Below are 24882 nucleotides of genomic sequence, written 5' to 3'. Positions count from 1 at the left end.
ATGGGCAATCACCATGACAGCATCGCCCTCGACTGGGTTCGGGGAGAGATACAGGACACGCTGACCCAGGGCCAGCATGCACTTGAAGCGTATGTCGAGAATCGCGACGACACTGCGCGCCTGCGCTTCTGCCTGAATTACCTTCACCAGGTACACGGTACCCTGCAAATGGTGGAACTCTACGGTGCAGCATTGCTCACCGAAGAGATGGAAAAACTGACCCAGGCCATTCTCAACGAAACCGTGACCAGCGTTGACGATGCCGTCAACGTGCTGATGCAGGCCATTCTGCAGCTGCCACAGTATCTGGAGCACATTGGCAGTAGCAGCGATGACTTTCCCATGGTTCTGCTGCCGCTGCTCAACGATCTCCGGGCCGCCCGGGGCGAATCCCTGTTGTCCGACACCTCCCTGTTCAAGCCGGATCTCTCTGCGTCACAGATGAGGGTCAGCGGCAAGGTGTCTGAACGCCTGCACGATCCAAAAGTCCTGGGCCACCTGCGCAAGCTGCGCCAGATGTACCAGTTTGCCCTTGCTGGCGTGGTTCGCGAGGCGGACCTCGACGCCCATTTCGATTACATGCAGAAGGTAATCCAGCGGTTGGTGCGCCTGTGCCAGAAAACGCCCCGGGGCGAACTCTGGAAAGCGGCCAGTGCCTTTGTCGACACGCTGCAAGCCCGGGTCAACCCGGTGAACACCGCCGTCAAATCCCTGCTCAGGGAGCTGGATTCCGAGATCCGCCGGCTCACCGACGAACATGCGGATATCCTTCAGCAGCCGGTTCCGGAAGCGCTGTTCAAACACCTGTTGTATTACGTCGCCCGCGCCCGGGATCTCGATCGCCCTCAGGTTCAGGCGCTGCGTCAGGCCTATCAGCTGGATAGCGCCCTGCCCTCGGAAGACGACGTGGATGCGGCCCGCAACCGGGTATCCGGTCCAGGCCGGGACGCCATCCACTCCGTGGTCAGTGCCCTCAACGAAGAACTGGCCCGACTGAAAGATCAGCTCGACCTGTTTGTGCGGGCCGAATTTCGTCAGAACAGCGAACTGGACGAGTTACTGCCCGGCCTGCTTCAGGTTGCCAATACCCTGGCCGTTCTCGGTCTTGGCATTCCCCGGAAGGTCGTCACCGAACAGATTGAACTGGTAGAAAAACTCTGCCAGCAGGCCGAAGTGGTCGACGATGGCACCCTGATGGACATTGCCGGTGCCCTGCTTTACGTAGAGGCCAGTCTGGCTGGTCTCGACAGCGAGCGACGCCCGGAGCAGTCGTCCGGCTCGGCCGAGGAAGCCTCCGCCATCAACATGGGCTCCCGTGAACTCGGAGAGGCCAGCGAAGCGCTGATCCGCGAATCCCGTAATACCCTGGAGCAGGTTAAATCCGCCATCGTCAATTTCATTGCCTCCCAGTGGGATGCCCGTGAAATCGAACACGTACCCGGACTCCTGCACAGTATCCGTGGCGGTCTGAGCCTGGTGCCACTGGATCGCGTTGCCGATATGCTCGCCTCAGCCGAGCGTTATGTCACCGACGTATTGCTCAGCAACAAACAGGTGCCGGACTGGAAACAGCTCGACACCCTGGCCGATGCCGTCACCAGTATCGAGTATTACCTGGAGAGACTGGCAGATGGCATCAGTGATAACGACGCTATCCTGCGCGTGGCCGAAGACAGCCTCGCCAGTCTCGGCTTCCCGGTCGGACAGGAGCCCACCTGGAGCCTGACGGAAGAAGCTGAAGAGGCCCCGGCTGAAGTACCCGTTGCTGAAGAACCTGAGGCAAGCGCCGAAGAGACCACCGCACCAGAGGCCAAAACCTCTGATGCCGAGCTGCTGGATGATGAGATCCTCGGCATTTTTGTTGAGGAAGCGGAAGAAGTTCTGCAGACCATCCACGAGTTCTATCCGAGGTTGCGCCAGGATCACGACGATCGCGAAGCTCTGACGGAAGTTCGCCGGGCTTTCCATACCCTCAAAGGCAGTGGCCGCCTGGTCGGCGCCACCAGCATTGGGGAACTGGCGTGGTCGGTGGAAAATCTGCTCAATCGGGTCATCGACCAGACCATCAAAGCGACCGATGACATGTTCACCCTGGTGGACCAGGTCAACGCCCGTATTCCTTCCCTGATTGAGGACTTCCGGAACGGCGAGACCAGTGGCGACGTCAACGAGCTGATTGAACAGGCTGAAGCGCTGGCAACGACCCGACGCGCAGAAACCGGACAGGCGGCCGAAGAGACCACAGGCGAAGCAGAAACTGCAGACGAGGCCGCCGCCGAGCACGAAATCGAAATTCCCGAAACGCCCGCTACCGCGCCAACGAGCGAAGTTGAAGAAGCGGACGACAGTGACGATCTCATTGATGACGAAATCCTCGAGATCTTTATTGAGGAAGCTGGCGAGGTACTCGACACCATTCGCGAATACCTGCCCATGCTGCTACGTCAGCACGATGACCGCAGTGCCCTGGCAGAAGTTCGGCGGGCCTTTCATACCCTGAAAGGCAGTGGCCGGATGGTTGGCGCTACCGTGATCGGGGAGCTGGCGTGGTCGGTCGAGAACATGCTGAACCGGGTGATCGACGGCAGCGTGTTCATGAATGATGATATTGCCCAGCTGCTTCAGGATGTCACCGATTCGGTGCCGGCGCTGGTCACCGATTTTGAGAAACGCCAGGCGCCGAGCCTGAACACATCTGCCATGGAGGCGCGGGCCAATGCCCTGGCCAATGGCGAAATTCCCGATGCCACCGCCATGCCGCTCGTGGACACCGACACAGAGTCTGCAGAGGAAACAACGGCCGGTACCGTCACTCCGGAAGACAGCATTGAGTATGATGCCCTGCCCGGAGAAGACGAAGTGGATCCGGTGCTGCTGGATATCTTCGAGAACGAAACCGAAACCCATCTGCAGACCATCAAGGAATACCTGGAGGCTGCGGGCGACAAAGCCACCGCCGCCTACACGGACGATCTATCGCGGGCGCTGCATACCCTGAAAGGCAGTGCCAACACCGCCGGTATCGCGCCGATTGCGGAAGTCATTACGCCGCTTGAGCGCTTTATCAAAGAATCCCGGGCCCAGAACAAACGGGCAGACCGCGACGTACTGGCGCTGATCAGTGATGCGGCGGGCTTCCTGACCCAAGGGCTTGCCCAGATTCGGGAGAATCCCCAGGCACCGCTGGCAGGCACCGACGAGTACCTTGAGCGCCTGCACCAGGTGTGTGAGCAGACACTCACCAGCCATGCCCAGGCAGACGACGAACAACCCGCCAGGAAATCGTCGTCACAGCTGGTACAGCTGTTCCTGGGTGAAGGCCTGGATATCGTTCTGGATGCCGAAAGCATTCTCGATCGCTGGTCTGAAAACCCGCAGCAGGACGAGGCACTGGCAACCCTCCGTGCCGAACTGGAGCAACTGACCCAGGGTGCGACGGACGCCAATCTGCCCGATGTTGCCGAACTGACCGCCGCTTTGACCCGCACCTACACCGCGATTTCAGAGCAGGGCCTGCCGCCGGGCGATAATGTATTCCAGACCCTGCGCGCCGGCCATGAGCAGTTGATTAACATGATGGATCAGGTGGCGGCCGGGCTGGCTACTGAACCCAGCCAGGAACTGATTCAGGAACTCGAGGCGCTGGCACAGGCAACCGCAGCCGAACCCGCAGAACCGGATGAGTTCGAGCAGCAGTTCACCGACGATCTGGAAGAGATCGACCTCAGCCTGGAAATGGATGAACTGGAGCAGGCAACAGAAGAACCTGAGCTGACAGAAACGCCGCCACTGCCGGAAACGTCTGAAGACGATCAGGCCATGGACGACGAGCTGGCAGCAATCTTCCTGGAGGAAGCCCGCGACCTGATTGACAGCACCGCGGAAGCCCTGCACAGCTGGAGCGAGGACACTTCAAACCTGGACCTCCTGCGGTTGCTCCAGCGTGACCTGCACACCCTCAAGGGTGGCGCCCGACTGGCCGACATTCCGGCCGTGGGTGACCTGTCCCACGAACTGGAAAACCTGTTTGAAGGACTGACCGAGCAGAAATTCTCGATCAATGACACTCTGTCTGACCTGTTGTTCCGCTGCCATGACCGGCTTGCCGGCATGGTCGAGGCACTTGAAGCCGGTGAGCCGCCGAGGCCCGCGCCGGATCTGATCACCGAGATTCATGCCTACATCGATGGCGCCCGTGGCACTCGCCCGGTAACCGATGTACACACCGACGACTCTGCGGAGCCGGAAGACGAAGAGCTGACCCTGCCGGAGCCGGAGCTCGAGGAAAGCACCGAAGAAACTGCAGGTGCAGAGGAGGAAGAGCTCCAGGCCACCGATCTGTCCCATCTGGACCCGGAACTGGTGGGCATTTTCCTGGAAGAAGCCTACGACCTGATCAACTCCACCGGCAGTGCCCTGCATACCTGGAGCGAAGACCCCTCGAACCGGGAGGTTGCTGCCGAACTGCAGCGTGATGTGCATACCCTCAAGGGTGGCGCCCGCATGGCCGGAGTCGAGGCCATCGGCGATCTCACTCACGTGCTTGAGGATCTGTTCGAAAAAGTGGCCGAAGGCCAGCTTGAAGCCAGCGGTCAGATGACCGACTTGCTGTTTGCCTGCCACGACCGCCTGGCCCAGATGGTAGAGCAGGTGGCGACCCAGAAGCCGTGCCCGCCAGCCGAAGAACTGGTGCATCAGGTTCAGGCCATTCTGCGCGGCGAATCCCTGCCTTCGGAGGCACCGCCGCAGTCAGAGCCGGGTGAGCCCGACGTTAGCGAACTGGAAGAACTGGAAATCAGTGAACAGCCGACGGCGGAATCCGAAGAATCCGCGGCCAGCCTCAACGAGAGCCTGGAGGACGCCACCGACGACGATCTGGTTGGCATCTTCCTGGACGAAGGCCTGGAAATCCACGAGGCCATTACCGAATGCCTCGACCAGTGGCGCGAGGAGCCGGAGGAGCTGGCTGGCATTACCCGCCTGCAACAGGAACTGCACACCCTGAAGGGCGGCGCGCGACTGTCGGATGTGGACCCGATTGCGGATCTGGCCGAAGCCTGGGCCGACGCCCTGGACCAGCTGATTGCCGGCGACCGGGACCAGTCGGCCATGCTTGGCCTGAGTGACCGCGCCGCGGCCAGCCTGAAATCCATGCTTGATGCGCTGGAAGACAGTCGCAAGCCCGACGCCGATGCGGCCCTGATCAACGCGTTGCGTACTGCCGCGCCAGCAGAAGATACGTCCGGAACCGAATCACCGCAGGCTGAAACGGCGGAAGCGGACTCCGTAGACCCTGAAGTGCTCGAGATCTTCCTGGAAGAAGCTGGCGAAATCATGGACCAGCTGGAGCAGCTACTGGATGACTGGCGTCGTGAGCCGGCCAATGAGCACTTCAACCGGGAAGCACAACGGGCATTGCATACCCTCAAAGGCGGCGCCCGTCTGTCCCAGCTCTCCGAGCTTGGCGACAAGGCTCATGCTTTCGAGACCCGCCTGATCGATCTGGGCGGTAACGCGCCAACCGAGGAGCAATGGCAGGCCATCACCGGCGATCACGATGCCATCATCGCGCTGGTCGCGGATATCCGCAAACGCTTTGAATCCGGCGCACAGGCACCTGCCCCGCAGCCGGAGAAAGCACCCGAACCGGTTCGCGAAGAGCCCGCGCCGGTGCCAAAGGCCACCACTGCGGAGCCAGCCCCGACCAAACCGGTTCCGGCACCTGCTAAACCGGAGAAGTCCGCGGCCCAGGCACGCAAGAAAGCGGTCGATGCGCAAAGAGCCGCCCAGGAAACCATTCGGGTATCGGCACCGCTGCTGGATGAGCTGGTTAACCTGGCCGGTGAAACCAGTATTACCCGGGGTCGCCTGGAGCAACAGAGCAGTGATTTCAGTTACACCCTGGACGAAATGGCCGCCACCATCGAACGTCTGCGGGAACAGCTGCGGCGCATGGATATCGAAACCGAAGCGCAGATCCTGTTCCGGGCCGAGCAGGAGCATGGGCCGGATTACGGCGACGATTTCGATCCGCTGGAAATGGACCGCTACTCCTCTATCCAGCAGCTGTCACGGGCCCTGAGCGAATCCACTTCGGACCTTGCTGATTTGCGTGAAACCCTGTCCGAGCGGGTTCGGGACACCGAAACCCTGCTGGTTCAGCAATCACGGATCAATACGGAACTCCAGGAAGGTCTGATGAAGACCCGGATGATTCCGTTCTCCTCCATGGTGCCCCGTCTGCGCCGCATCGTGCGCCAGATCAGTGGCGAACTCGGCAAGAAAGTCGATTTCGACGTACGCAATGCTGAAGGGGAAATGGACCGGAACATTCTGGAGCGGATGGTCGCGCCGCTGGAGCACATGCTCCGCAACGCGCTGGACCACGGCATCGAAACGCCGGAAGACCGCACCAAGGCAGGCAAACCGGCCACAGGTGAAGTGGTGCTGTCCCTGACCCGGGAAGGCGGTGATGTGGTGTTGCGGATGATGGACGACGGTAAAGGCATTCCGTCCGACGTTATCCGCGACAAGGCCGTTCGCCAGGGCCTGATGCGCGCCGACGAAGACCTCTCGGAAAGGGAAATCCTGCAGTTCATTCTGCAGCCGGGCTTCTCCACCGCCCAGCAGGTTACCCAGATTTCCGGTCGTGGCGTGGGCATGGACGTGGTTGCCAGCGAAATCAAACAGCTCGGCGGCAGCCTCGACATCGATTCCGCCCTGGGCCGTGGCACCACCTTCACCGTACGCCTGCCGTTCACCGTGTCGGTCAACCGGGCCTTGATGGTGTCCACCGGGGAAGATTTCTACGCCATCCCGCTCAACACCATCGAAGGTATTGTCCGGGTCAGCACCTACGAGCTGGAAGAGTACTACAAGCCAGATGCCCCCATGTACGAGTATGCCGGCCAGCAGTATCGCCTGCAGTACCTGGGCAGCCTGCTCAACAGTGACCACCAGCCCAAGCTTCAGGGCCAGGCCCTGCCGCTGCCGGTCATTCTGGTGCGCGGCGCGGAGCAGCCCATGGCTCTGCAGGTGGACCAGTTGATGGGCAGCCGTGAAATCGTGGTTAAATCCCTCGGGCCGCAGTTCAGTTCCGTCCGGGGCGTTTCCGGTGCCACCATTCTCGGTGACGGCAACGTGGTTGTGATCCTCGACTTGCCGGCGATGATCCGCTCCGACATCCTGTCCGAACGTCAGCGCCTGGCGAATCTGGAAAAGGCACGGGACAGCGCCCGCTACGAGGAAAAAGCCACGACGGTTATGGTGGTGGACGACTCCGTTACGGTGCGCAAGGTGACCTCCCGTCTGCTGGAACGCAATGGCATGGAAGTGGTGACCGCGAAAGATGGTCTCGACGCCGTTGCCCAGCTTCAGGACCACCGGCCGGACATCATCCTGCTCGATATCGAAATGCCCCGTATGGATGGTTTCGAAGTGGCCAGCTTTGTGCGCCACGACGACAACCTGAAAGATACGCCGATCTGCATGATCACCTCGCGGACGGGCGAGAAGCACCGGGAACGTGCTCTGGCCATCGGGGTCAACGAGTACCTTGGCAAGCCGTTCCAGGAAACCGAGCTGCTTGACACCATCAAGCGGCTGACCGGGAACCGGTGATGGCCGGCCCTAACGGCCGGCCTGGCGTCGGGATTGTGTCCGATGTGGTGCTGCAACGGCATCGGCTACAGGCGGCGACCGGAAAATTTGGCCTGGACGTCAGCTTCTCGGGAGATCCCGAGCGGCTGATGGACTACCCGGCGTTTCCGGACGCGGCGCTCTGGCTGGTGACCCTGGAAGACGAAGCGGATCATCCGGCACTGTTCGAGCATCTGCTGGAAAATACGGAAGCACCGGTCTTATTCGGCCTGGACCAGGCTCCCAAGCCCGGCACCACGGAATACTTCCGCTGGGAACGCCGGCTGCTCGACAAGCTGGAAAAACAGCTCGGGCATCTGGAGCAGCTGGATACCGCCAACGACATTGAAGAGCTGGCCGAGACCACGCCAGATGCGGTGGACGCGCCTACGCTGCCACACTGGATAACTCCGGCGCCGCCGGGTTCGGTGGCTGAGGAAGTCTGGATTCTCGGAGCCTCGCTGGGTGGTCCTGCAGCGGTGAAGACCTTTCTCGATCACCTGCCGCCAAGGCTACCGGTCGGGTTTATCTACGCCCAACATATTGATGGCAATTTTACCGATGTTCTCACCCGGGTTCTGGGCCGGCATGCCCACTATTCGCTGAAGCGGGCCGAGGAGGGCTATCGGGTACGCAATGGCGATGTGGTGCTGATGCCGGTTGAAAGAGAGTGGTCCTTTGATCGCCAGGGCCAGCTGACGGAACTGAATCATCCCTGGCCGGGCCCTTATGGCCCATCGATAGATCAGGTGTTGCTGAACGTGGCGGATCACTATGGCAAACACTGTCATGCCATCCTGTTTTCCGGCATGGGCAACGACGGCGCTATCGCTGCACCCATGCTGAAGGCCTATGGCAGCCGCATCTGGGTTCAGGAAAGCACCAGTTGTGGCAACAGCTCCATGCCCGATTCGGTGGCCGCCACCGGCTGCGCCAGTTTCTGTGGCACTCCGGAGCAACTGGCCAGGGAACTGGTAAAAGTCATTGAGAACAACTGCCTGCTCAAGGGCCGGCAAAAACGGGATTCCGCCTGAGGTAACAAGCAATGAGTGAAAACAGCCAATCCCTGTCCTGCGTCATGATACCGGTCTCGGACCGCCAGCTCCTGCTGCCCAACGTCTCCATTGCCGAGGTGGTGGATTTCAACAGCAACGATGCCGGCGCCAATACACCGGACTGGCTGGCCGGGTTCCTGGACTGGCGCGGGCTCACACTGCCGGTCATTTCCTACGACGCCGCCAACGGCAACAAGCTCACCATCCCTGGTGACAACCGTGGCCGCATCATTATCCTCAATACCATCGGCCCGAATCACCAGAGCACCCCGTTCATGGCCCTGGTCACCCAGGGCATTCCCAGCCAGGCGCGCCTGATGGAAGACCAGATCCGACAACTGGACGGCGACCCCGGCCCTGCGGATCTGATGCAGGTGGAAGTAGACGGCGAGCCAGCCTGGATCCCGAATCTGGAATACCTGGAATCCCTGGCCGTCGACGCACATCACTGAGCCTCCGGTCGGCATGGCGTGGCCGCCTGCAAATGTTATAATGTTGCAAATTTTGCAGGATCCACGCCATGCCGGAACGCGCACTTCCCTACCGTCCCCATAACCATCAGGCCTGTGTCGCCCAGGCATTATCCGATGCCCATGCCATCTGCCGCGATGAAAACGCCCGCCTGACTCCGATCCGTGAACGGGTACTGGAGTTGATCTGGCAATCCCACAAGCCGCTGGGCGCCTACGATATTCTGGCCAAACTGTCTTCGGATGGACATAACGCCGCCCCCCCCACGGTCTACCGGGCCCTGGACTTTCTGCTTCAACATGGACTGGTTCACCGGATTGCCTCGCTCAACGCTTTCGTCGGCTGTTCCCATGCCGGTGAACATCATCGCGGTACTTTTCTGATCTGCCGACAGTGCGGCACGGTGCTGGAACTGGCCATGCCGGAACTCAATCAGGCCATCGAATCCGCGGCGCGCGCGGAAGCCTTCCTTCCTGACGACGTTACCCTCGAAGTGGCTGGCCTCTGCCCCCGCTGTCAGGGGGAGCAAACGAATGACTGACCCTCTGGTCCGGCTAGAACAGCTTACGGTGGCATTTGACGACCGGCCGGTGGTTGATCGGGTCAACCTGACCGTGAGCCGGGGCGATATCGTCACCATCATCGGCCCGAACGGTGCCGGCAAAACCACGCTGATCAAAACCGTACTGGGGATTCAGCGGGCGACCAGCGGTCAATTATCGGTGGCGCCCGGCCTGGTGATCGGTTACGTACCCCAACACCTGACTCTGGAGCCCACTCTGCCACTGAGTGTCCGGCGCTTCATGCTGCTCAGCGGACGTGCACTGTCAGACTGCAAGGCAGCGCTGGAAAGGACCGGGGTCGCGCATCTACTGGATGCGTCCGTCCACCACCTGTCCGGCGGCGAAAAACAACGACTGCTGCTCGCCCGGGCACTGGCCCGGAAACCCGATCTGCTGGTACTGGACGAACCCGCCCAGGGGGTCGATATCAATGGCCAGGCCACACTCTACGATCTGATTCGCCAGCTTCGGGATGAGCTGCACTGCGGTATCATCATGATCTCCCATGATCTGCATCTGGTGATGGCGGCCACAGACCGGGTTATCTGCCTTAATCAGCACGTATGTTGCAGCGGATATCCGGAGGATATTTCCCAGGACCCGGCCTTTGTGGAAACCTTCGGTCATCAGGTTGCCGAGTCTCTGGCGGTCTATCACCACCATCACAACCATCGCCATAACCTCCATGGCGATGTGGTCTCTTCCGCGGACGCCCACGAAGGTTGCAGCCATGACCATCATTGATGCGGTGCTGGGCGACTTCTTCTGGCGGGCGCTGCTCGGCGGCCTGGGCGTGGCTTTGGTGGCCGGTCCCCTTGGCTGTTTCGTAGTCTGGCGTCGCATGGCCTATTTTGGAGATACGCTGGCCCATTCGGCCCTGCTGGGCATCGCGCTTAGTTTTCTGATCAGCGTGCCTTTGAATCTGGGTGTGGTGATTACCTGTGTGCTCATTGCGCTGGCCCTGGTGCTGCTGTCCCGGACCCGCACCCTGGCTACCGATACCCTGCTCGGCATCCTGGCGCACAGCGCGCTGGCCATTGGCCTGGTAACACTGAGCTTCATGCCGGATGTCAGGGTGGACCTGACCGGCCTGCTGTTTGGCGATCTGCTGGCCATGACCCGACAGGATCTGGTCTGGATCTACGGTGGCGCCGCCTTTGTCCTGTCTCTGCTGGCGCTGCTCTGGCGCGGCCTGCTGATGAGCACCATTCATGAGGAACTGGCACGGGTAGAAGGGATTCCGGTGGAACGCCTGCGGCTGGCGTTGATGCTGATGTTTTCGCTGGTGATTGCGGTGGCCATGAAGATTGTCGGCGTCCTGCTGATTACCGCCCTGCTGATTATTCCGGCCGCAACCGCACGCCGACTGGCCCACAATCCCGAACACATGACCGCCCTGGCAGTGGTCTTCGGGGTGGTGGCGGTGTCCGGCGGACTGACCCTGTCCTGGTACCTGGACACGCCGGCCGGACCATCGGTGGTGGTCACTGCATTTCTGGTGTTCCTGATGGTGTATGCAGGTGCCCGCCAGAGCCGGCACTGACCATCCGCGCCACCAGTCAGCACAGGCCGGCGCCCGAATTGCCGGGCCGGTATTGCTGGTCTAAAGTTAGGCGGTATCCGAGCAGCAAAGGCCTCGCGGGAGCACACCAGCATGGACAGCGACCTTCGTAACACACCCGGCACCCGATTCTGGCTCTGGCCGGGTCTCTGGATGCCCGGGGTTATCCTGGGTATCGGCATACTGGTGTCAGTGGCACTGGCCAACACCCTGGCGCGAACTATCGCTGACCTTGGTCTTGAGGCCTACCATGCCAGGCATCAGGCTCTGGTTGCGACGATCGCAGCCCGTCTACAACACACGCCGGGGCAGCAATTGCCTGCATCGCTGACCTCAGCTTTGGCGACAGATCTGCCCGAGGGCCTGCAGCTTCGAATCGATACGCTCGCCAGACACACCAAACAGGCTGTGCTGGAGCTCGGCAACGTAGATGAGCCCCGGGATTCCGAGGCCCTTCGGACCGAGCTGACACTGCCCGGCAGGCACTGGATGGTCACCACCACGCCCAGCGCAGGGTGGATAGACCGGGCCTCGAACCAGGCGCGCTGGCAGATTCTTACTGCAGGTGCCGGTATCTCGGTACTCGCAGCCTTACTGATGCTGGTCGCCTGCCGTCGACTGACCATCCGCAATGCCAGAATCCGGCAGCAACAGGCACAACTCGATCGCGATCAACAACAGATTACCAATCTGCAGGTGGAGAAGTCTGTGCTCCGGCATGCGCTGAACGACAGCGAAGCAAGAAGCCGGGATCTGGTCCGGCTGGGCGGAGCGGTAATCGCCGAACTGGATCACCAGGGACGCATCGGATTTGTGTCCGCCCAGATTGCCGACGTGCTCGGTCGCGCGCCCTCCGACCTGACCGATCAGCCGTTTGAACAACTGGTATCCGAACAAGACCGCAGCCGGTTTCGGGAAAGCCTGGACAGCGCCCGCAGCGAGGAAGACCTGACCCGAACCGACCTGGTACTGATCGGGGCCGAGGATACCCGGCCAGTGCGGGTCTGTCTGCGCCTGAAACCCATCAAGGATCCCGTCCACGGCATTACCGGCTTTCGGCTCAGTGCTACCCCGGACTAGGGCCCGCATAGACGGCCAGCGCGATCTACCAGCGACTCACAAGGGCTGAATCCGGTCCAGCAGCCGCCCACTCTCAACCAGCTCAAGAAACTCATCACCCAACCTGTCACTCTCCAAGATCGCTCGACGCCAGGCTCGTTCGCGACCGGCATCATCGCCGACGTACTTCTCGAAGTCCTTTCGATCCGGCAGTTTGCGATCCGGCAGGGTTGCCAGGTAATCCGGTGACGGCGATACCAGCACGACATCCTGCAGTCGACTGGCATCGCCCCGACGCCAGGGCAAGGTTTTATCGAACCAGCCGGGAACCACACGATCCGTAAAATGCGGATAGAGGATAATGCCAGGCTGCTGGTAAGGCAGGTCGAGGTGATAATCGAGCAGTCCGCCATCCCGGTATACACCCTCTGGCGCGCCCGGAATATTGCGGACTCCGGACATCACCAGAGGAATGGAAGCGGACGCCAGCAGGGCCGGCAACAGGTTATCCCGGCTCAGGGGCACTTCATGACTGGGGAAATCCACCAGGCTTGAGACCGGCGCGCGGCCCCGGGCATCGTGCACAATGCCACGTTCCATAAAACGACCCAGGTGCCGGCGGCTGACCATGTTGGCGCTGATAGCCCGCATCAACCCGAGGCTCAGCCTGCCACGGGTATCGTGTTGCAACAGGCCAAGACTACGCACTACTACAATGCTCAACCGGTACCAGGGATGGCTGAGCAGAAAGTCTTCCCGGCCCCCCAGCAGCTCCTCCAGAAACAGTATGCTTTTGCGGGAGATTTCCGCAGCGCTGACGCCTTTGGCAAATCGCTGACTGGTGTACAGCTCGGCCAGGCGGGCCAACTGGGCCTTGGGATCATCTGAAGAGGCAATGGCGGCAAACCGCCAGCTGCCGATGGAAGATCCGATCAGGGCCCTTTCCTGGGGAGCCTGCGGCAACCAGTCACCAAAAATGGCCTTGTCCAGGCCACTGATTCCCAGCGCCTTCGGGCCACCGGCTGCCCCCGGAATCACGTGAACATCTTCGGGCCCCAGCGGTTTTTGCTGCAGGCGCTGCAAAGCCCGGCGTCCTGCTCGGATGGTCAGTGCCGGCATCCGGCTGTGAATGGCAGTCATTCCTTTCTCCCCTGAAGTGTGCGGCGAGTGTATCCGACCGGCTGGAGACGGCCAACTGAACAGAATTCATGACAGCTATGTATATTCTGAATAACAGGTGTCTCCGGCATAGTTTTTTACGAATAACGTCGATCCGTGGTTTTTGCTTTCGCCCATCACACTCCGTGCTAGACTGGAGCCATCGATTACAAACGGAAACATGCCGGTTATGAACAGCGGGAGTAGGCTGTGAATCTTTTTGCCTCGCCAAATACCCTGGCAACCAACCCGACCCTGGCTATTCTCGGGTTCAAGCGGCAGCTGGTCTACCATCTGCACATCTGGGCCTTTATTGCGGTCGCCCCCCTGGTCATGGTGCAGTGGCAGCATGGCAACGTGCTGCTGTCATCCCTGTTGATTCTGTTCTGCGCCAACGCGGCCCTGGTGATCGCATTCCTGCGTTTTCGAAGCACCTATTTCTTCAAAGGCCGCCTGTTCCCCATACTGGCCGTGGTGTGCGCCGCCTATTCCACTCTCATCAATGGCCATGCCGGGCTCTACTGGGCTTATCCTGCGGCCATTGCCCTGTTTTTTCTGCTTCCCCTGCGTGAAGCCATTTTCTGCAATGTCGTGTTTGTCTCGGTCATGGCGGTGGTGTCTTTCCTCAAGTTTCCGGAGGCAGACTTCTGGCGCATTACCTTTTCACTCGGTCTCAGCTGCCTGTTTGCCATGATCTTTGCCTGGCTGGTGGGGCGCCTGCAGGCCGAGCTTACCCGCCTGGCGACAACCGATCCACTGACCGGCTGCCTGAATCGCTCCCAGCTGGCCGATATCCTGAACAGCCAGATTCAGATGCGGGAACGCTATGAACGGGTGTCCAGCCTGGTACTGATTGATCTGGATTATTTCAAGACCATCAATGACCGCTGGGGCCACCTGGCCGGTGACAAGGTGCTCAAGGAAATGGCGCTGCGGGTACGCAAGCGGTTGCGGGAAAGCGATCAGCTGTTCCGTATCGGCGGCGAAGAATTCATGGTCGTACTCCCGGAAACCCGGCAGAAAGACGCCGACACCCTGGCGCACCAGTTGCTGACCAGCATCAGCGCCCGGCCGTTCCTGGACGACATCCGGGTAACCGCCAGTGCCAGTGTGGCGGAAGTTACCCAGGGCGAGACCTGGTCGGTTTGGCTCAACCGGGCAGACCAGGCCCTGTATGAAGCAAAATCCCGTGGCCGTAATCAGGTGGTGAACGCTCCCAGGCTCGCCAGCCAGGAGGACATCCTGGATCCGGAAACGCTGGCAGACCCGGCCACTGGCGGCACCACACCGGCCTGAGCTGGCTACTGCGCCTTGCGAAACTCCCGATACGCACTGTAGACGTCCCAGGGTTGCTCAAAGTGGGGGTAATGCCCAACATTGCGCAACATCACCACATCGGCCTGAGGGATCAGCTCCCGATAGCGCCGGGCCATGGCGGCGCCGGACACCGGGTCGGCACCACCGGAAATCAGTCGCATGGGCTGCTCCGCCTTTTGCAGCGCTCCGACCCAGCGGTTGCGGTGACAACGACGCTCCTCCATGAACTGGATCAGGCGGTGCAACACGCCCCGGCCGTTGTTGTAGTTCAGCAAATGCCAGAAGTCGTCCATGTCCTGCCTGCCCGGCGGATTACGTGACCCGAACAGACGTCGGAAGTTGCGTTCGAAGAGCGATCGGCTGAGCCCCCGGCCAATGAGGCCACCCAGGGGGCTGCGCAGAATCTTCTGGATAAACAGGGGATGGTGAACTTCCGGAAACAGGCCACCGTTTAGCAGGCAGACACTGCTGATGGCAAACGACAGCTCGCCCTCCTGCTCCCGGGCCAGCAGTTCCTGGACGACGGTGGTGCCGTAATCATGTCCAAACAGGTGCACCCGCTCCAGACCCAGCCCCTCTATCCAGCCCTGAATCAAATCCGCCTGATCTTCGATGCTGTAGGAATAATGCAGCGGTTTATCGGAAAAGCCGAAACCGAGCATGTCCAGAGTCAGCAGGTTATGCTCGCGCACCAGCATGGGCCAGATCCGGCTCCAGTCCCAGCTCGCGGTCGGGAAACCGTGCAGCAGAACGAGCGGCTCACCCTGCCCACCCATGCGGCTGAAGATGGCATGCCCCTCGTAACTGAACCATTTGCCAGCCTGTTGCCAGGCTTCCAGCGTAAATGTCTCCTGGCGACCAGATGTCGCCACTTCTGAACCCGGTATCACCTGTTCCATGTGCAATCCATGACCGTACCCGCAACTCCTCATACTTTAGTGCATAGCTGCGGCCGGGGCCATATCGCCATCGGCGGCCTGTGCGGTGGTCCTTTTCTACGCCACAGACGTAAACCATGGAGATACCCGGCGAATTGCCTTAAGCTTTGGCCTTTTTCAGACACCCCAAACCGGAATCGATTATGTCTCTACCCCTTGATGATCTGGCCGATCACTACCGCACTATTATCCAGGGCCTGGGCGAAGACCCGGATCGAGAAGGCCTCCAGAACACGCCCATGCGTGCCGCCAAGGCAATGCAGTTCCTCACACGAGGCTACCAGCAGGACCTCGAAGAGCTGGTTAATAACGCCGTGTTCGAATCCGCCATGGACGAAATGGTGGTGATTCAGGACATCGAACTGTACAGCATGTGTGAGCATCATATGCTGCCCTTCATCGGCAAGTGCCACATCGCCTATTTGCCCCAGGGCAAGGTGCTGGGCTTGTCCAAGTTTGCCCGCATCGTCGACATGTATGCCCGCCGGTTACAGATTCAGGAAAACCTGACCCGTCAGATCGCCGAAGCCATCGAGAGCGTTACCCAGGCCAAGGGCGTCGCGGTGGTCATTGAAGCCCAGCACATGTGCATGATGATGCGCGGCGTAGAGAAGCAGAACTCGCGTATGAAAACCTCCATGATGCTCGGGCAGTTCCGCAAATCCCAGGCAACCCGGACCGAGTTCCTGAATCTGATTTCAAGCAACCGCTAACATCCGACTGACCCCAGGGAGTTGTTATGGCAAACGCCCAGAAACCACTGGCCCGTGTCCAGATCAAGAATCTTCTGCTGCGTGCCTATATCGGCATCAAGGAAGAAGAGATCAACAACCAGCAGGATGTGGTGATTAACGTTTGCCTGACCTACGATGCCTCGGAGGCTATCGAGCGCAATGAAATCTCTGCTGCGCTCAACTACCGGACCATTACCAAGCAGATTATCGCCCATGTGGACGGCCAGCGGTTCGCCTTGCTGGAGCGCCTGACCCACGAAGTATTGACCATCGTCATGGAACATGGCGCCGTGCGTTGGGCCGAGGTAGAAATCGACAAGCCCCATGCGCTACGTTATGCAGAATCGGTTTCCGTGACTCTGGAAGCCAGTCGCGACTAGGAGAATCTGCATTATGCCCAGCAACAGCCCCGAACAGATCCGGGAGATTCTGGAATCGGTTAATACCATCGCCCTGGTGGGTGCCAGCGAGAAGACCAACCGGCCTTCCCATGAAGTGATGGAATACCTGCAGCACCAGGGCTATCGGGTGATTCCGGTTAACCCGCGCCTGGCCGGTCAGCAGGTTCTGGGCGAAACCGTCTATGCAGACCTCGCCACACTTCCAGAGCCAGTGGATATGGTGGAACTTTTCCTGGCTCCTGAGCGTACCGATGCCGTGATCGATCAGGCCATTGAGCAGAAGGTTCCGGTGCTCTGGCTGCAGATTGGTGTGATCAATGAAACCGGCGCCCAGCGTGCCGAAGCCGCCGGCCTGACGGTGGTGATGGATCGCTGCCCCAAGCAGGAAATACCGCGGCACGGCCTACGCACCCCGGCCAAACGCTGACCTGTCTTACTGTCCCTGGTGCATGACTGATATCGGTAGCCGGCATGAAAACCGGCTGCCGAAGCTGAGCTGGATCAAGAGCCAGATCACAGTTTCAGATCGTAACTGTTACCAATTGCGACAGTCTGACATACTCTCTGAACAATAATTCGAAGACTGGCAGGACCATGTGGTTCCGAAGTAAACCAGGCAAGTCCAGAGCCGCCGCTAAAGGCCGCGATGTTCAGAGCACTCCCAAGGCGTCTGCAGACGTTGTACTGGAACGGGTGCGTCTGCCCGTGGACCTGCTTCAGTCCGGCATGAAAGTGGTCAAGCTTGACCGCCCCTGGACCGAAGTGCCGGTTCTGTTCCAGGGTTTCACCCTGCAGACAGAGGCCGAAGCCCGGGTACTGCGCCAGTATTGCGCCTGGGTCGTGGTCGAAGATGAGGCTGAAAAGCTGGCCCCGATTCTGGATCAGATTCCCCACCTGAAACAACGTACCACCGAACCCCTGCAGGAAACCCGCACGCTCGAACAGGAACTGCCCCGGGCTGCCGACGCCTGGAGCCGGACCCAGCAATTTGTGGAAAAGGTGATCCGGGACATCGAGCAGCATAACGATCTGGAGCTGGCCTCCGCCCGCCCCCTGATTCGTTCCTGCGTAGACAGTGTCAAAGCCAACGCCAGTGCCATGTTCTGGATGGCCCGAATCAAGAACCGCGACGCCTACACCGCCGAACACTGTCTGCGCGTCGCCATTTTTACTGTGGCCTTTGCCCGATTTCTGGGCCTGCCTGAAGATGATCTGGAAGTGGCCGGCATGTGCGGGCTCTTACACGATATCGGCAAATTGCGGGTACCGGACGAAATCCTCAACAAACCCGGGCCGCTGTCCCCCCAGGAATATGAGGTGATGAGGAAACACACCACTCTTGGCCATGAACTCCTGAAACAGGACCCAAGCCTGGACCCGATCATCAGCGATGTGACCCTGCATCACCATGAACGTATCGACGGCCGGGGTTATCCGCAGCAATTGCCCGAATGGCAGATCAGCCGGTTTGCTCGCCTGATTTCCATTGTCGACGCCTACGATGCCATGACCAGCGACCGCTGTTACCGTGACGGCATGTCACCGGCCGACGCCGTTCGCATCCTGTATAAAAATCGTGCTCAGCAGTTTGATGCCGACATGGTGGAGGCCTTTATCCGGATGATCGGGATTTATCCCCCCGGCAGTCTGGTGGAACTGAATACCGGTGAAGTGGCTCTGGTGGTCAGCACCCACCCAGGACGCAAGTTAAAACCAAAAGTGGAAATCCTGCTGGATGATAACAAACATCCGGTTACACCGCGGATTATGGACCTGGGCAGCCAGACCACCGCGGACAGCCCCACCAGAGAAATCAAAGCGGCGTTGCCGGATGGGGCTTTCGGTCTCGCTCTAGAGGGCCGAATCAAACAGCTAATGGCAAAGAGCGTTGCAAATCATTCATAATCAGCGCGAGCCTGCCGTTAACCCAGGTATCCAGAACCCACTCACTCCGGAGCATGATGTGGAGAAACCCGAGACATCCATCAGACTGGTCGTTCGTGCGCTGATGAGCCCGGTTTTCCCGGTTCTGATCTTCCTGGTGTTTCTGGGTATTGCCTCCGGGCTCCGGGTTGGCCTGATCCAGCAGAATACCCACCAGATCCAGACCAATCTCAGCAATGAAGCCAGAGCACTCGCCAACAACCTTGAGCGAGAATTCATGGTGCACCTCGATGCCATCGGGCGTATGGCCATGCGCATGCAGGCCAATCCATCCCAGACCGAGGCGCTCTGGCGTGAGGATGCGCGCAATTATCTGAGAGACTTCGGGGTTTACCAGGCCATTGAATGGATTGACCGCAACTACATCATCCGCTGGCTGGAACCCCTGAGCGGCAACAACGATGTCATCGGTTTCAATGTCGCCTTCAATGAACAGCGGCGAGCGGCGCTATCGCGGGCTGCAGCCTCCGGACAGTACGATATTTCCGGCATCATTGACCTTCGACAGGGCGGAGAGGGTCTGGTGATCTATCATCCTGTCGGGCGGGGTGATGCCAATAACGGTTTCATGGCTGGCGTTTTCAGAATGAATACGCTGGCAGAGCAAATGTTGACCCGGCGGGTCCTTGAACAGTTCCAGGTCACCATCACCCAGAGTGACCAGACCAGTTATCTGCTGAACACCTCGTCCGACCTTGATAACTCGCTGAACCACACCGTACCGATCAACCTGCCTTCGCTGGACTGGTCACTGACACTCACACCTTCGAGACAATGGGTCGAAGGCCAGCGCAGCAGCTGGCCTACCATGACCTTTACCAGCCTGCTGCTGATGGGCCTGCTCACCAGCCTTACTACCCTGCTGGTGCAACTCATCCTGAAACGCAACCAGGCTCTGCTCAAAACCCGTAAAGAGCTGGAACAGGAAATCGATCAGCGAGTAGCCATGCAGGTGGACCTGGAACGGCTGGAGTCGACCGACACCCTCACGGGTCTGGCCAATCGCCGCTTCTTCATGGAAGACCTTGCGCATACCATCAACATTGCCGATCGACAGCTGCGCCAGATCGCCCTGGTGATGCTGGATCTTGACCGCTTCCAGATGCTTAACGATTCCCTCGGGCATCAGTTCGGGGATGAGCTTCTGATCAAGGTGTCTGAACGCCTGAACGGGTTGAGCAATGAGCGGGTACTGGTCGCCTACTCCGGTGGTGACGAGTTTATGGTGTGTCAGCAGCAGGTCGATGACATTGACGATGTGATTCACCTGCTGGGCCAGATCAAGCAGTGTTTCGCCGCGCCGTTCGAGGTGCAGGGCGAGGCTCACAGTATTACCGCGACAATGGGTGTGGCGGTTTACCCCCAGAGTGGTCTGGACGCGGATACGCTGTTACGCAATGCCGATATTGCCCTGTACCGGGCCAAGGAGCAGGGCCGTAATACGTACCAGTTCTATACCGAGGGCATGCAGGACCGCGAAGTGCTGCGTCTTGAGCTGGACCGTGACCTGAGCCAGGCGCTGGCCAACGATGAATTTGTGCTTTATTTCCAGCCCCAGCTCAATCTCGACACCGGCCAGATCAACAGTGTCGAGGCGCTGATTCGCTGGCAACACCCGGTTCGCGGGCTCCTGCCTCCGGTGGAGTTTATTCCGCTGGCTGAGGAAAGCGGCCGGATTACCGAGATCGGCCGCTGGGTGGTACTGGCCGCCTGCCGTCAACTGGCGCGCTGGAAAGGTACGCCCTGTGAGCACCTGAGAGTCGCGGTGAATCTGTCTGGCCGCGAACTGGATGACGATTCCCTGATTGACCATATCCGTTCAACCCTGGCATCGGAGGCGGTGGATCCGTCCCGGCTGGAGGTGGAACTGACTGAGGAAATCTTTATCCAGAACATCGAGCACAACCTCAATCAGTTATCCCAGCTGCACCAGTTGGGTGTGCATCTGGCGATTGATGACTTCGGGGTTGGTTACTCGTCGCTGGGCTATCTGAGAGATTTCCCGGTCGACCTGCTGAAGATTGACCGGTCGTTCATTACCGATGTCACCGAGCGTCACGATGATGCGGTGATTACCCGGGCGGTGATCAATCTGGCCCACAACCTGGGCATTCAGGTGGTGGCTGAAGGCGTCGAGACGGAGGAACAGCTGAATTTCCTGAAGGCGCACCGATGCAATCTGGCTCAGGGTTATCTGATCAGCCGGCCGATTCCGGCGGCCGATCTTGAGCGCGCACTGGCCGAGGGTATTCTGATTCCGGGCCTGCCCGTCGGTTCCGGTTTGTAATTGCCGAGCCAGAACTCCACACTTCACCTTCAACGGTTTGTCACGAGAGCGTTATGTCGGCCAGATATCTGACTTCGGAGCAGGATGCACAGCTTCGCCGCTGGGAGCGGTGGAACCGGAATTATTTTGTGTTTGCGTTTGTGGCGCTGGTTGTGGTGCTGGTGTTCAGCAGTCAGTTGGGGCTGTCGTCCGGCGATGACTGGGGGTCGCTGGGGGTTATTCTAGCGTTGCTGGTGGCGCCGATTGTGGTTCTGCAGTTGCGGCTGAGGTGCCCTGCCTGTGGCGTGAAAATTGGCTGGCAGGCGAAGCTGATGGCGCCGGATCAGTGCAAGTCCTGTGGTGTGTTTCTGCGTTCGAAAAACGCTTCTTCCTGAATTTCTCTCCGAAAACCTTTGACCTGTGAGTTGGTCACAGGTTTTAGTCTAATCTTCAACGTAGTGAGTTTGCCGTGCCGGCACGGGGGTAGCCCTTCCGAAAACCGCTGCGAGTACATCCTTGTACGCTTGTCTCCGCCATCCATGGCTCCGAACATTTTCGGAAGGGCTACCCCCGCACCAGCACTCCGCTGACTTGATCCGTGGTTTCCCGGTATCTGGTCTTCGTTTTTTGCTGGACATTGCTTATGAAAGTCAAAGAAATCGCCACCGCCGCCGGGGTTAACCCGGATACCGTCCGGTTCTACACCCGGGAGGGCTTGTTGCGCCCGACACGGAACCCGGACAACAACTATCAGCAATACGATGCCGAGGATCTGCGCCGGTTGCGGTTTGCCCGCAAGGCACGGCAGCTGGGGTTTTCTCTGCCGGAGATACGGCAGATTCTGGAGCAGGCGGACGATCATCATTCGCCCTGCCCGATGGTTCGGGATGTGTTCCAGCAGCGGCTGGCGGAGGTTGAGCGGGAGATTTCGGAGTTGCAGAAGTTGCGGGCGCGGATGGTGTCGGCATTGTCCACCTGGCAGGACATGCCCGATGGTACGCCGGATGGACATACGATTTGTCGGTTAATCGAACATTGGGATGATCCTTCGTCATCATCCTGCTGTGAGGAGTCTTGAGTAATGAGTGAAGCATCGGTTCTGAAAACAGCGCTGAGTATTTCCGGCGCCTCTTGTCAGGGTTGTGCGAAGAAGATTCGTCATGCTCTGGAACCGCTGACCGGGAGCACCGAGCGGGTGGAGGTGAATCTCGAAGACCAGACCGTGGCCCTGCCTGAGAATGTGGATAGCGCCGAGGCGGCACGGATAGTAACGGAGGCTGGCTACCCGGCGGAGCCGTTGGTTCATAACGAACCCATCGGCAGTTGTTGCGCATCCAAAAAGGATAATTCTGCCGCTGATAAGGCGCCGGACTTGGATACACCAGCTCCCTCGGCCGACGTCGAGCCATCGGATGCCGGCGACGGGCAGATCGCGCTGGCGGTCAGCGGGGCCACCTGTGCATCCTGTGTGAATACCATTGAGAAGGCGCTGATGTCGGTCCCCGGTGTCACTCACGCTCATATGAATCTGGCGGACAGCACCGCGACCGCCAGCGGTGATGCCGATCCGCAGGCGCTGGTGCAGGCGGTGGAGAGTGCGGGTTATGGTGCCCGGGTGATTGAAGACGCGGATGCCGCCGACGACCGCAAGCAGGAAGAGGACAAGAAGCAGTACAAGGTGCTGCTGGTGAAGATGGCCATCAGTCTGGGGCTGGGCCTTGGGTTGATGATCTGGGGCATGGGCTTCGGGTCGATGATGGTGACCGAGGCCAATCAGCTTACCTGGATCAATCTGGGCATTCTCACTCTGGGGGTGATGATTGCCACCGGCGGGCATTTCTACACCGGGGCCTGGAAGGCGTTCAAACATCATAACGCCAATATGGACACGCTGATTGCTCTGGGTACCGGCACCGCCTGGCTATATTCGATCGTGGTGGCCAGTGCGCCGGAGGCGCTGCCGGAGATGGCGCGCCATGTGTATTTCGAGGCTTCGGCGATGATCATTGGCCTGATCAATCTGGGCCAGGCCCTGGAGTTGCGGGCCAAGGGCAAGACCTCGGAAGCGGTGCGCCGGCTGCTGGATTTGCGGGCGAAAACGGCCCGGGTGATCCGCGATGGCCAGGAACAGGATATTCCCGTTGAAGAGGTTCAGAAAGGCGACCGCATCCGGGTGCGCCCGGGCGAGAAGCTGCCGGTGGACGGGGTGATTACCGAAGGCTCCACCCGCATTGATGAAAGCATGCTGACCGGTGAGCCCATGCCGGTGGGCAAGGGAGAAGGCGATGAGGTCTCGGCCGGTACTCTGAACACCCACGGCTCGATTATCTATGAAGCTACCCGGGTGGGCAGCGAGACCGCGCTGGCCCAGATCATCAAGCTGGTGAAGAAGGCCCAGGGCTCGAAACCCGCCATTGGCCGGCTGGCAGACAAGATCTCTTCGGTGTTCGTGCCCACGGTGATGCTGATTGCCGTGGTGTCGGCGCTGGTCTGGTACAACGTCGGGCCGGAGCCGGCGGTGGTGCACATGATGGTGGCCGCCACCACGGTACTGATCATTGCCTGCCCCTGCGCGTTGGGGCTGGCCACGCCCATGTCGGTGATGGTGGGTGTTGGCAAGGCAGCAGAGTACGGTGCGCTGATTCGCCAGGGCGATGCCTTGCAGACTGCCGGAAAAATCGATCTGGTGATTCTGGATAAAACCGGCACCATTACCGAGGGCCATCCCGCGGTAACCCGGGTGCACGCGGCAAACGGCGATGAGACGCGCCTGCTGGCATTAGCCGCCGGGCTGGAGCAGCATTCCGAGCATCCGCTGGCAGAAGCCATTCTGGACAGGGCCCGCGAGAACGATATTGAGCCAGAACCGGTCTCCGGCTTCGAAGCGCTCAATGGCAAAGGTGTGCAAGGCAAGCTTGATAGCGAACCGGTACGCCTGGGCAATCGGCGCTGGCTGGAAGCCGAAGGGCTGTCTGTCGAGGCTCTGGATGATGCCGCCGCAACCATCACCCGGGAGGCCGGCACGCCGCTGTTCCTGGCGGTGGGCCAGGAAGTGCTGGGTGTCATCGGCGTGGCAGATGCGATCAAACCGGATTCCGAGGCTGCCATCCGGCGCCTGCACGACGCTGGCATCAAGGTGATGATGGTCACCGGCGATGTCGATGCCACCGCCAAGGCCATTGCGGCCAAGGCCGGCATCGATGACTACCGGGCCGAGGTGTTGCCGGAGGACAAAGCCGAAGTGGTCAGCGAAATGCGAGGTAAAGGCCACACGGTGGCCATGGTGGGGGATGGCATCAACGATGCCCCGGCGCTGGCGGCTGCGGACGTGGGCTTTGCCATCGGTACCGGCACCGACGTGGCCATTGAAAGTGCGTCCATCACCCTGATGCGAGGTTCCCTGCACGGGGTGCCGGACGCCATCGAGATCTCCCGGGCGACCGTGAAGAACATTCACCAGAACCTGTTCGGAGCCTTTATCTATAACTCCCTGGGTATTCCGGTGGCCGCCGGCCTGCTCTACCCTGTGTGGGGCATCCTGATGAGTCCGATCCTGGCCGGCGCCGCCATGTCGCTGTCTTCAGTGACGGTGGTTTCCAACGCCAACCGGCTGCGGCTGTTCAAGACCAGCCATACCAAGGTATCAGCAGAGGAGCGGAACTGATGACAACATTTCTGGTCAATGCCGGTGGTCTCGCCCTGATGGCTGCCATTGTCTGGTGGTTCTGGCTCTCCGGCTCTAACTCGGATAACTCCGATCAACATCACTGAGGTAAT

18 protein-coding genes are annotated in these 24882 nt (G+C 59.9%); 16 read left to right on the top strand and 2 right to left on the bottom strand.

All coding sequences use genetic code 11. The annotated features are described in order from the left end of the window. The 7 genes from ACSSVV_RS12930 to ACSSVV_RS12900 all read left to right on the top strand — a co-directional run bounded on the left by ACSSVV_RS12930 (position 1) and on the right by ACSSVV_RS12900 (position 12368). Positions 1 to 7620, top strand: a complete 7620-nt coding sequence (locus ACSSVV_RS12930) for an Hpt domain-containing protein (RefSeq protein ID WP_454106358.1) — start codon at positions 1 to 3, stop codon at positions 7618 to 7620. Next, a complete protein-coding gene (locus ACSSVV_RS12925; protein ID WP_454106357.1) occupies positions 7620 to 8672 on the top strand; it encodes a chemotaxis protein CheB in 1053 nt (350 codons plus the stop codon). Before ACSSVV_RS12930 ends, ACSSVV_RS12925 begins: the two co-directional genes overlap by 1 nt. Before the next feature lie 11 nt (positions 8673 to 8683). Then, entirely contained in the window at positions 8684 to 9145 is a 462-nt protein-coding gene (locus ACSSVV_RS12920) for a chemotaxis protein CheW (protein ID WP_113879316.1), read from the top strand. A gap of 68 nt (positions 9146 to 9213) precedes the next feature. Continuing rightward, on the top strand, positions 9214 to 9705 hold the full coding sequence (locus ACSSVV_RS12915) for a Fur family transcriptional regulator (RefSeq protein WP_153739622.1): 492 nt from the start codon (positions 9214 to 9216) through the stop codon (positions 9703 to 9705). After that, the gene (znuC, locus tag ACSSVV_RS12910) at positions 9698 to 10471 is read left to right on the top strand and encodes a zinc ABC transporter ATP-binding protein ZnuC (RefSeq protein WP_113879317.1); all 774 of its coding nucleotides are present in this window, start codon (positions 9698 to 9700) and stop codon (positions 10469 to 10471) included. Before ACSSVV_RS12915 ends, znuC begins: the two co-directional genes overlap by 8 nt. Further along, positions 10458 to 11270 (top strand): zinc ABC transporter permease subunit ZnuB, encoded by an 813-nt coding sequence (gene znuB / locus ACSSVV_RS12905; protein ID WP_041655189.1) that lies wholly within the window; start codon positions 10458 to 10460, stop codon positions 11268 to 11270. The genes znuC and znuB overlap by 14 nt, the downstream gene beginning before the upstream one ends. Positions 11271 to 11381: 111 nt before the next feature. Further along, positions 11382 to 12368 (top strand): PAS domain-containing protein, encoded by a 987-nt coding sequence (locus tag ACSSVV_RS12900; protein WP_454106356.1) that lies wholly within the window; start codon positions 11382 to 11384, stop codon positions 12366 to 12368. 36 nt (positions 12369 to 12404) lie between these two features. Here the strand turns inward: ACSSVV_RS12900 and ACSSVV_RS12895 are convergent, their stop codons facing one another. Then, positions 12405 to 13487, bottom strand: a complete 1083-nt coding sequence (locus tag ACSSVV_RS12895) for a patatin-like phospholipase family protein (RefSeq protein ID WP_022991338.1) — start codon at positions 13485 to 13487, stop codon at positions 12405 to 12407. Positions 13488 to 13715: 228 nt separating this feature from the next. Between ACSSVV_RS12895 and ACSSVV_RS12890 the strand changes: the two genes are divergently transcribed. Further along, positions 13716 to 14801, top strand: coding sequence for a diguanylate cyclase (locus ACSSVV_RS12890; protein WP_454106355.1), 1086 nt, complete (start codon positions 13716 to 13718; stop codon positions 14799 to 14801). 5 nt (positions 14802 to 14806) lie between these two features. Here ACSSVV_RS12890 and ACSSVV_RS12885 read toward each other — a convergent pair whose 3' ends face one another. Continuing rightward, complete coding sequence (locus ACSSVV_RS12885) at positions 14807 to 15721, bottom strand: alpha/beta fold hydrolase (protein ID WP_454106354.1); 915 nt, start codon at positions 15719 to 15721, stop codon at positions 14807 to 14809. A 182-nt stretch (positions 15722 to 15903) separates the two neighbouring features. Between ACSSVV_RS12885 and folE the strand changes: the two genes are divergently transcribed. The 8 genes from folE to ACSSVV_RS12845 all read left to right on the top strand — a co-directional run bounded on the left by folE (position 15904) and on the right by ACSSVV_RS12845 (position 24769). Next, positions 15904 to 16473 carry a GTP cyclohydrolase I FolE gene (gene folE, locus ACSSVV_RS12880; protein ID WP_011787185.1) on the top strand — a complete coding sequence of 190 codons (570 nt, stop codon included), beginning with the start codon at positions 15904 to 15906 and terminating at the stop codon, positions 16471 to 16473. Positions 16474 to 16499: 26 nt separating this feature from the next. After that, entirely contained in the window at positions 16500 to 16874 is a 375-nt protein-coding gene (gene folX / locus ACSSVV_RS12875; protein WP_014423006.1) for a dihydroneopterin triphosphate 2'-epimerase, read from the top strand. 13 nt (positions 16875 to 16887) lie between these two features. Further along, entirely contained in the window at positions 16888 to 17322 is a 435-nt protein-coding gene (locus ACSSVV_RS12870; protein ID WP_014423007.1) for a CoA-binding protein, read from the top strand. A 167-nt stretch (positions 17323 to 17489) separates the two neighbouring features. Then, complete coding sequence (locus tag ACSSVV_RS12865) at positions 17490 to 18800, top strand: HD-GYP domain-containing protein (protein ID WP_022991340.1); 1311 nt, start codon at positions 17490 to 17492, stop codon at positions 18798 to 18800. 58 nt (positions 18801 to 18858) lie between these two features. Continuing rightward, positions 18859 to 21126, top strand: coding sequence for a putative bifunctional diguanylate cyclase/phosphodiesterase (locus tag ACSSVV_RS12860; protein ID WP_041655194.1), 2268 nt, complete (start codon positions 18859 to 18861; stop codon positions 21124 to 21126). Positions 21127 to 21179: 53 nt separating this feature from the next. Beyond that, a complete protein-coding gene (locus tag ACSSVV_RS12855) occupies positions 21180 to 21500 on the top strand; it encodes a hypothetical protein (protein WP_454106353.1) in 321 nt (106 codons plus the stop codon). Positions 21501 to 21748: 248 nt separating this feature from the next. Further along, entirely contained in the window at positions 21749 to 22183 is a 435-nt protein-coding gene (locus ACSSVV_RS12850) for a MerR family transcriptional regulator (protein ID WP_014423036.1), read from the top strand. Positions 22184 to 22186: 3 nt separating this feature from the next. Next, a complete protein-coding gene (locus tag ACSSVV_RS12845) occupies positions 22187 to 24769 on the top strand; it encodes a heavy metal translocating P-type ATPase (protein WP_370258826.1) in 2583 nt (860 codons plus the stop codon). The last annotated feature ends 113 nt before the right edge of the window (positions 24770 to 24882 follow it).

This window comes from Marinobacter sp. MBR-105 (assembly GCF_053628895.1).
The sequence above is the reverse complement of the archived record's forward strand: the minus strand, read 5'-3'. Positions and strand labels throughout refer to the sequence as shown.

What these genes read in the sequence shown, in the direction of transcription:
- znuC (WP_113879317.1), top strand. Translation starts at nt 9,698, where the DNA reads ATGACTGACCCTCTGGTCCGGCTAGAACAGCTTACGGTGGCATTTGAC.
- ACSSVV_RS12870 (WP_014423007.1), top strand. Translation starts at nt 16,888, where the DNA reads ATGCCCAGCAACAGCCCCGAACAGATCCGGGAGATTCTGGAATCGGTT.
- ACSSVV_RS12865 (WP_022991340.1), top strand. Translation starts at nt 17,490, where the DNA reads ATGTGGTTCCGAAGTAAACCAGGCAAGTCCAGAGCCGCCGCTAAAGGC.
- ACSSVV_RS12930 (WP_454106358.1), top strand. Translation starts at nt 1, where the DNA reads ATGGGCAATCACCATGACAGCATCGCCCTCGACTGGGTTCGGGGAGAG.
- folX (WP_014423006.1), top strand. Translation starts at nt 16,500, where the DNA reads ATGGCAAACGCCCAGAAACCACTGGCCCGTGTCCAGATCAAGAATCTT.
- ACSSVV_RS12925 (WP_454106357.1), top strand. Translation starts at nt 7,620, where the DNA reads ATGGCCGGCCCTAACGGCCGGCCTGGCGTCGGGATTGTGTCCGATGTG.
- ACSSVV_RS12850 (WP_014423036.1), top strand. Translation starts at nt 21,749, where the DNA reads ATGAAAGTCAAAGAAATCGCCACCGCCGCCGGGGTTAACCCGGATACC.
- ACSSVV_RS12920 (WP_113879316.1), top strand. Translation starts at nt 8,684, where the DNA reads ATGAGTGAAAACAGCCAATCCCTGTCCTGCGTCATGATACCGGTCTCG.
- folE (WP_011787185.1), top strand. Translation starts at nt 15,904, where the DNA reads ATGTCTCTACCCCTTGATGATCTGGCCGATCACTACCGCACTATTATC.
- ACSSVV_RS12845 (WP_370258826.1), top strand. Translation starts at nt 22,187, where the DNA reads ATGAGTGAAGCATCGGTTCTGAAAACAGCGCTGAGTATTTCCGGCGCC.
- ACSSVV_RS12895 (WP_022991338.1), bottom strand. Translation starts at nt 13,487, where the DNA reads ATGACTGCCATTCACAGCCGGATGCCGGCACTGACCATCCGAGCAGGA.
- ACSSVV_RS12915 (WP_153739622.1), top strand. Translation starts at nt 9,214, where the DNA reads ATGCCGGAACGCGCACTTCCCTACCGTCCCCATAACCATCAGGCCTGT.
- znuB (WP_041655189.1), top strand. Translation starts at nt 10,458, where the DNA reads ATGACCATCATTGATGCGGTGCTGGGCGACTTCTTCTGGCGGGCGCTG.
- ACSSVV_RS12900 (WP_454106356.1), top strand. Translation starts at nt 11,382, where the DNA reads ATGGACAGCGACCTTCGTAACACACCCGGCACCCGATTCTGGCTCTGG.
- ACSSVV_RS12885 (WP_454106354.1), bottom strand. Translation starts at nt 15,721, where the DNA reads ATGGAACAGGTGATACCGGGTTCAGAAGTGGCGACATCTGGTCGCCAG.
- ACSSVV_RS12855 (WP_454106353.1), top strand. Translation starts at nt 21,180, where the DNA reads ATGTCGGCCAGATATCTGACTTCGGAGCAGGATGCACAGCTTCGCCGC.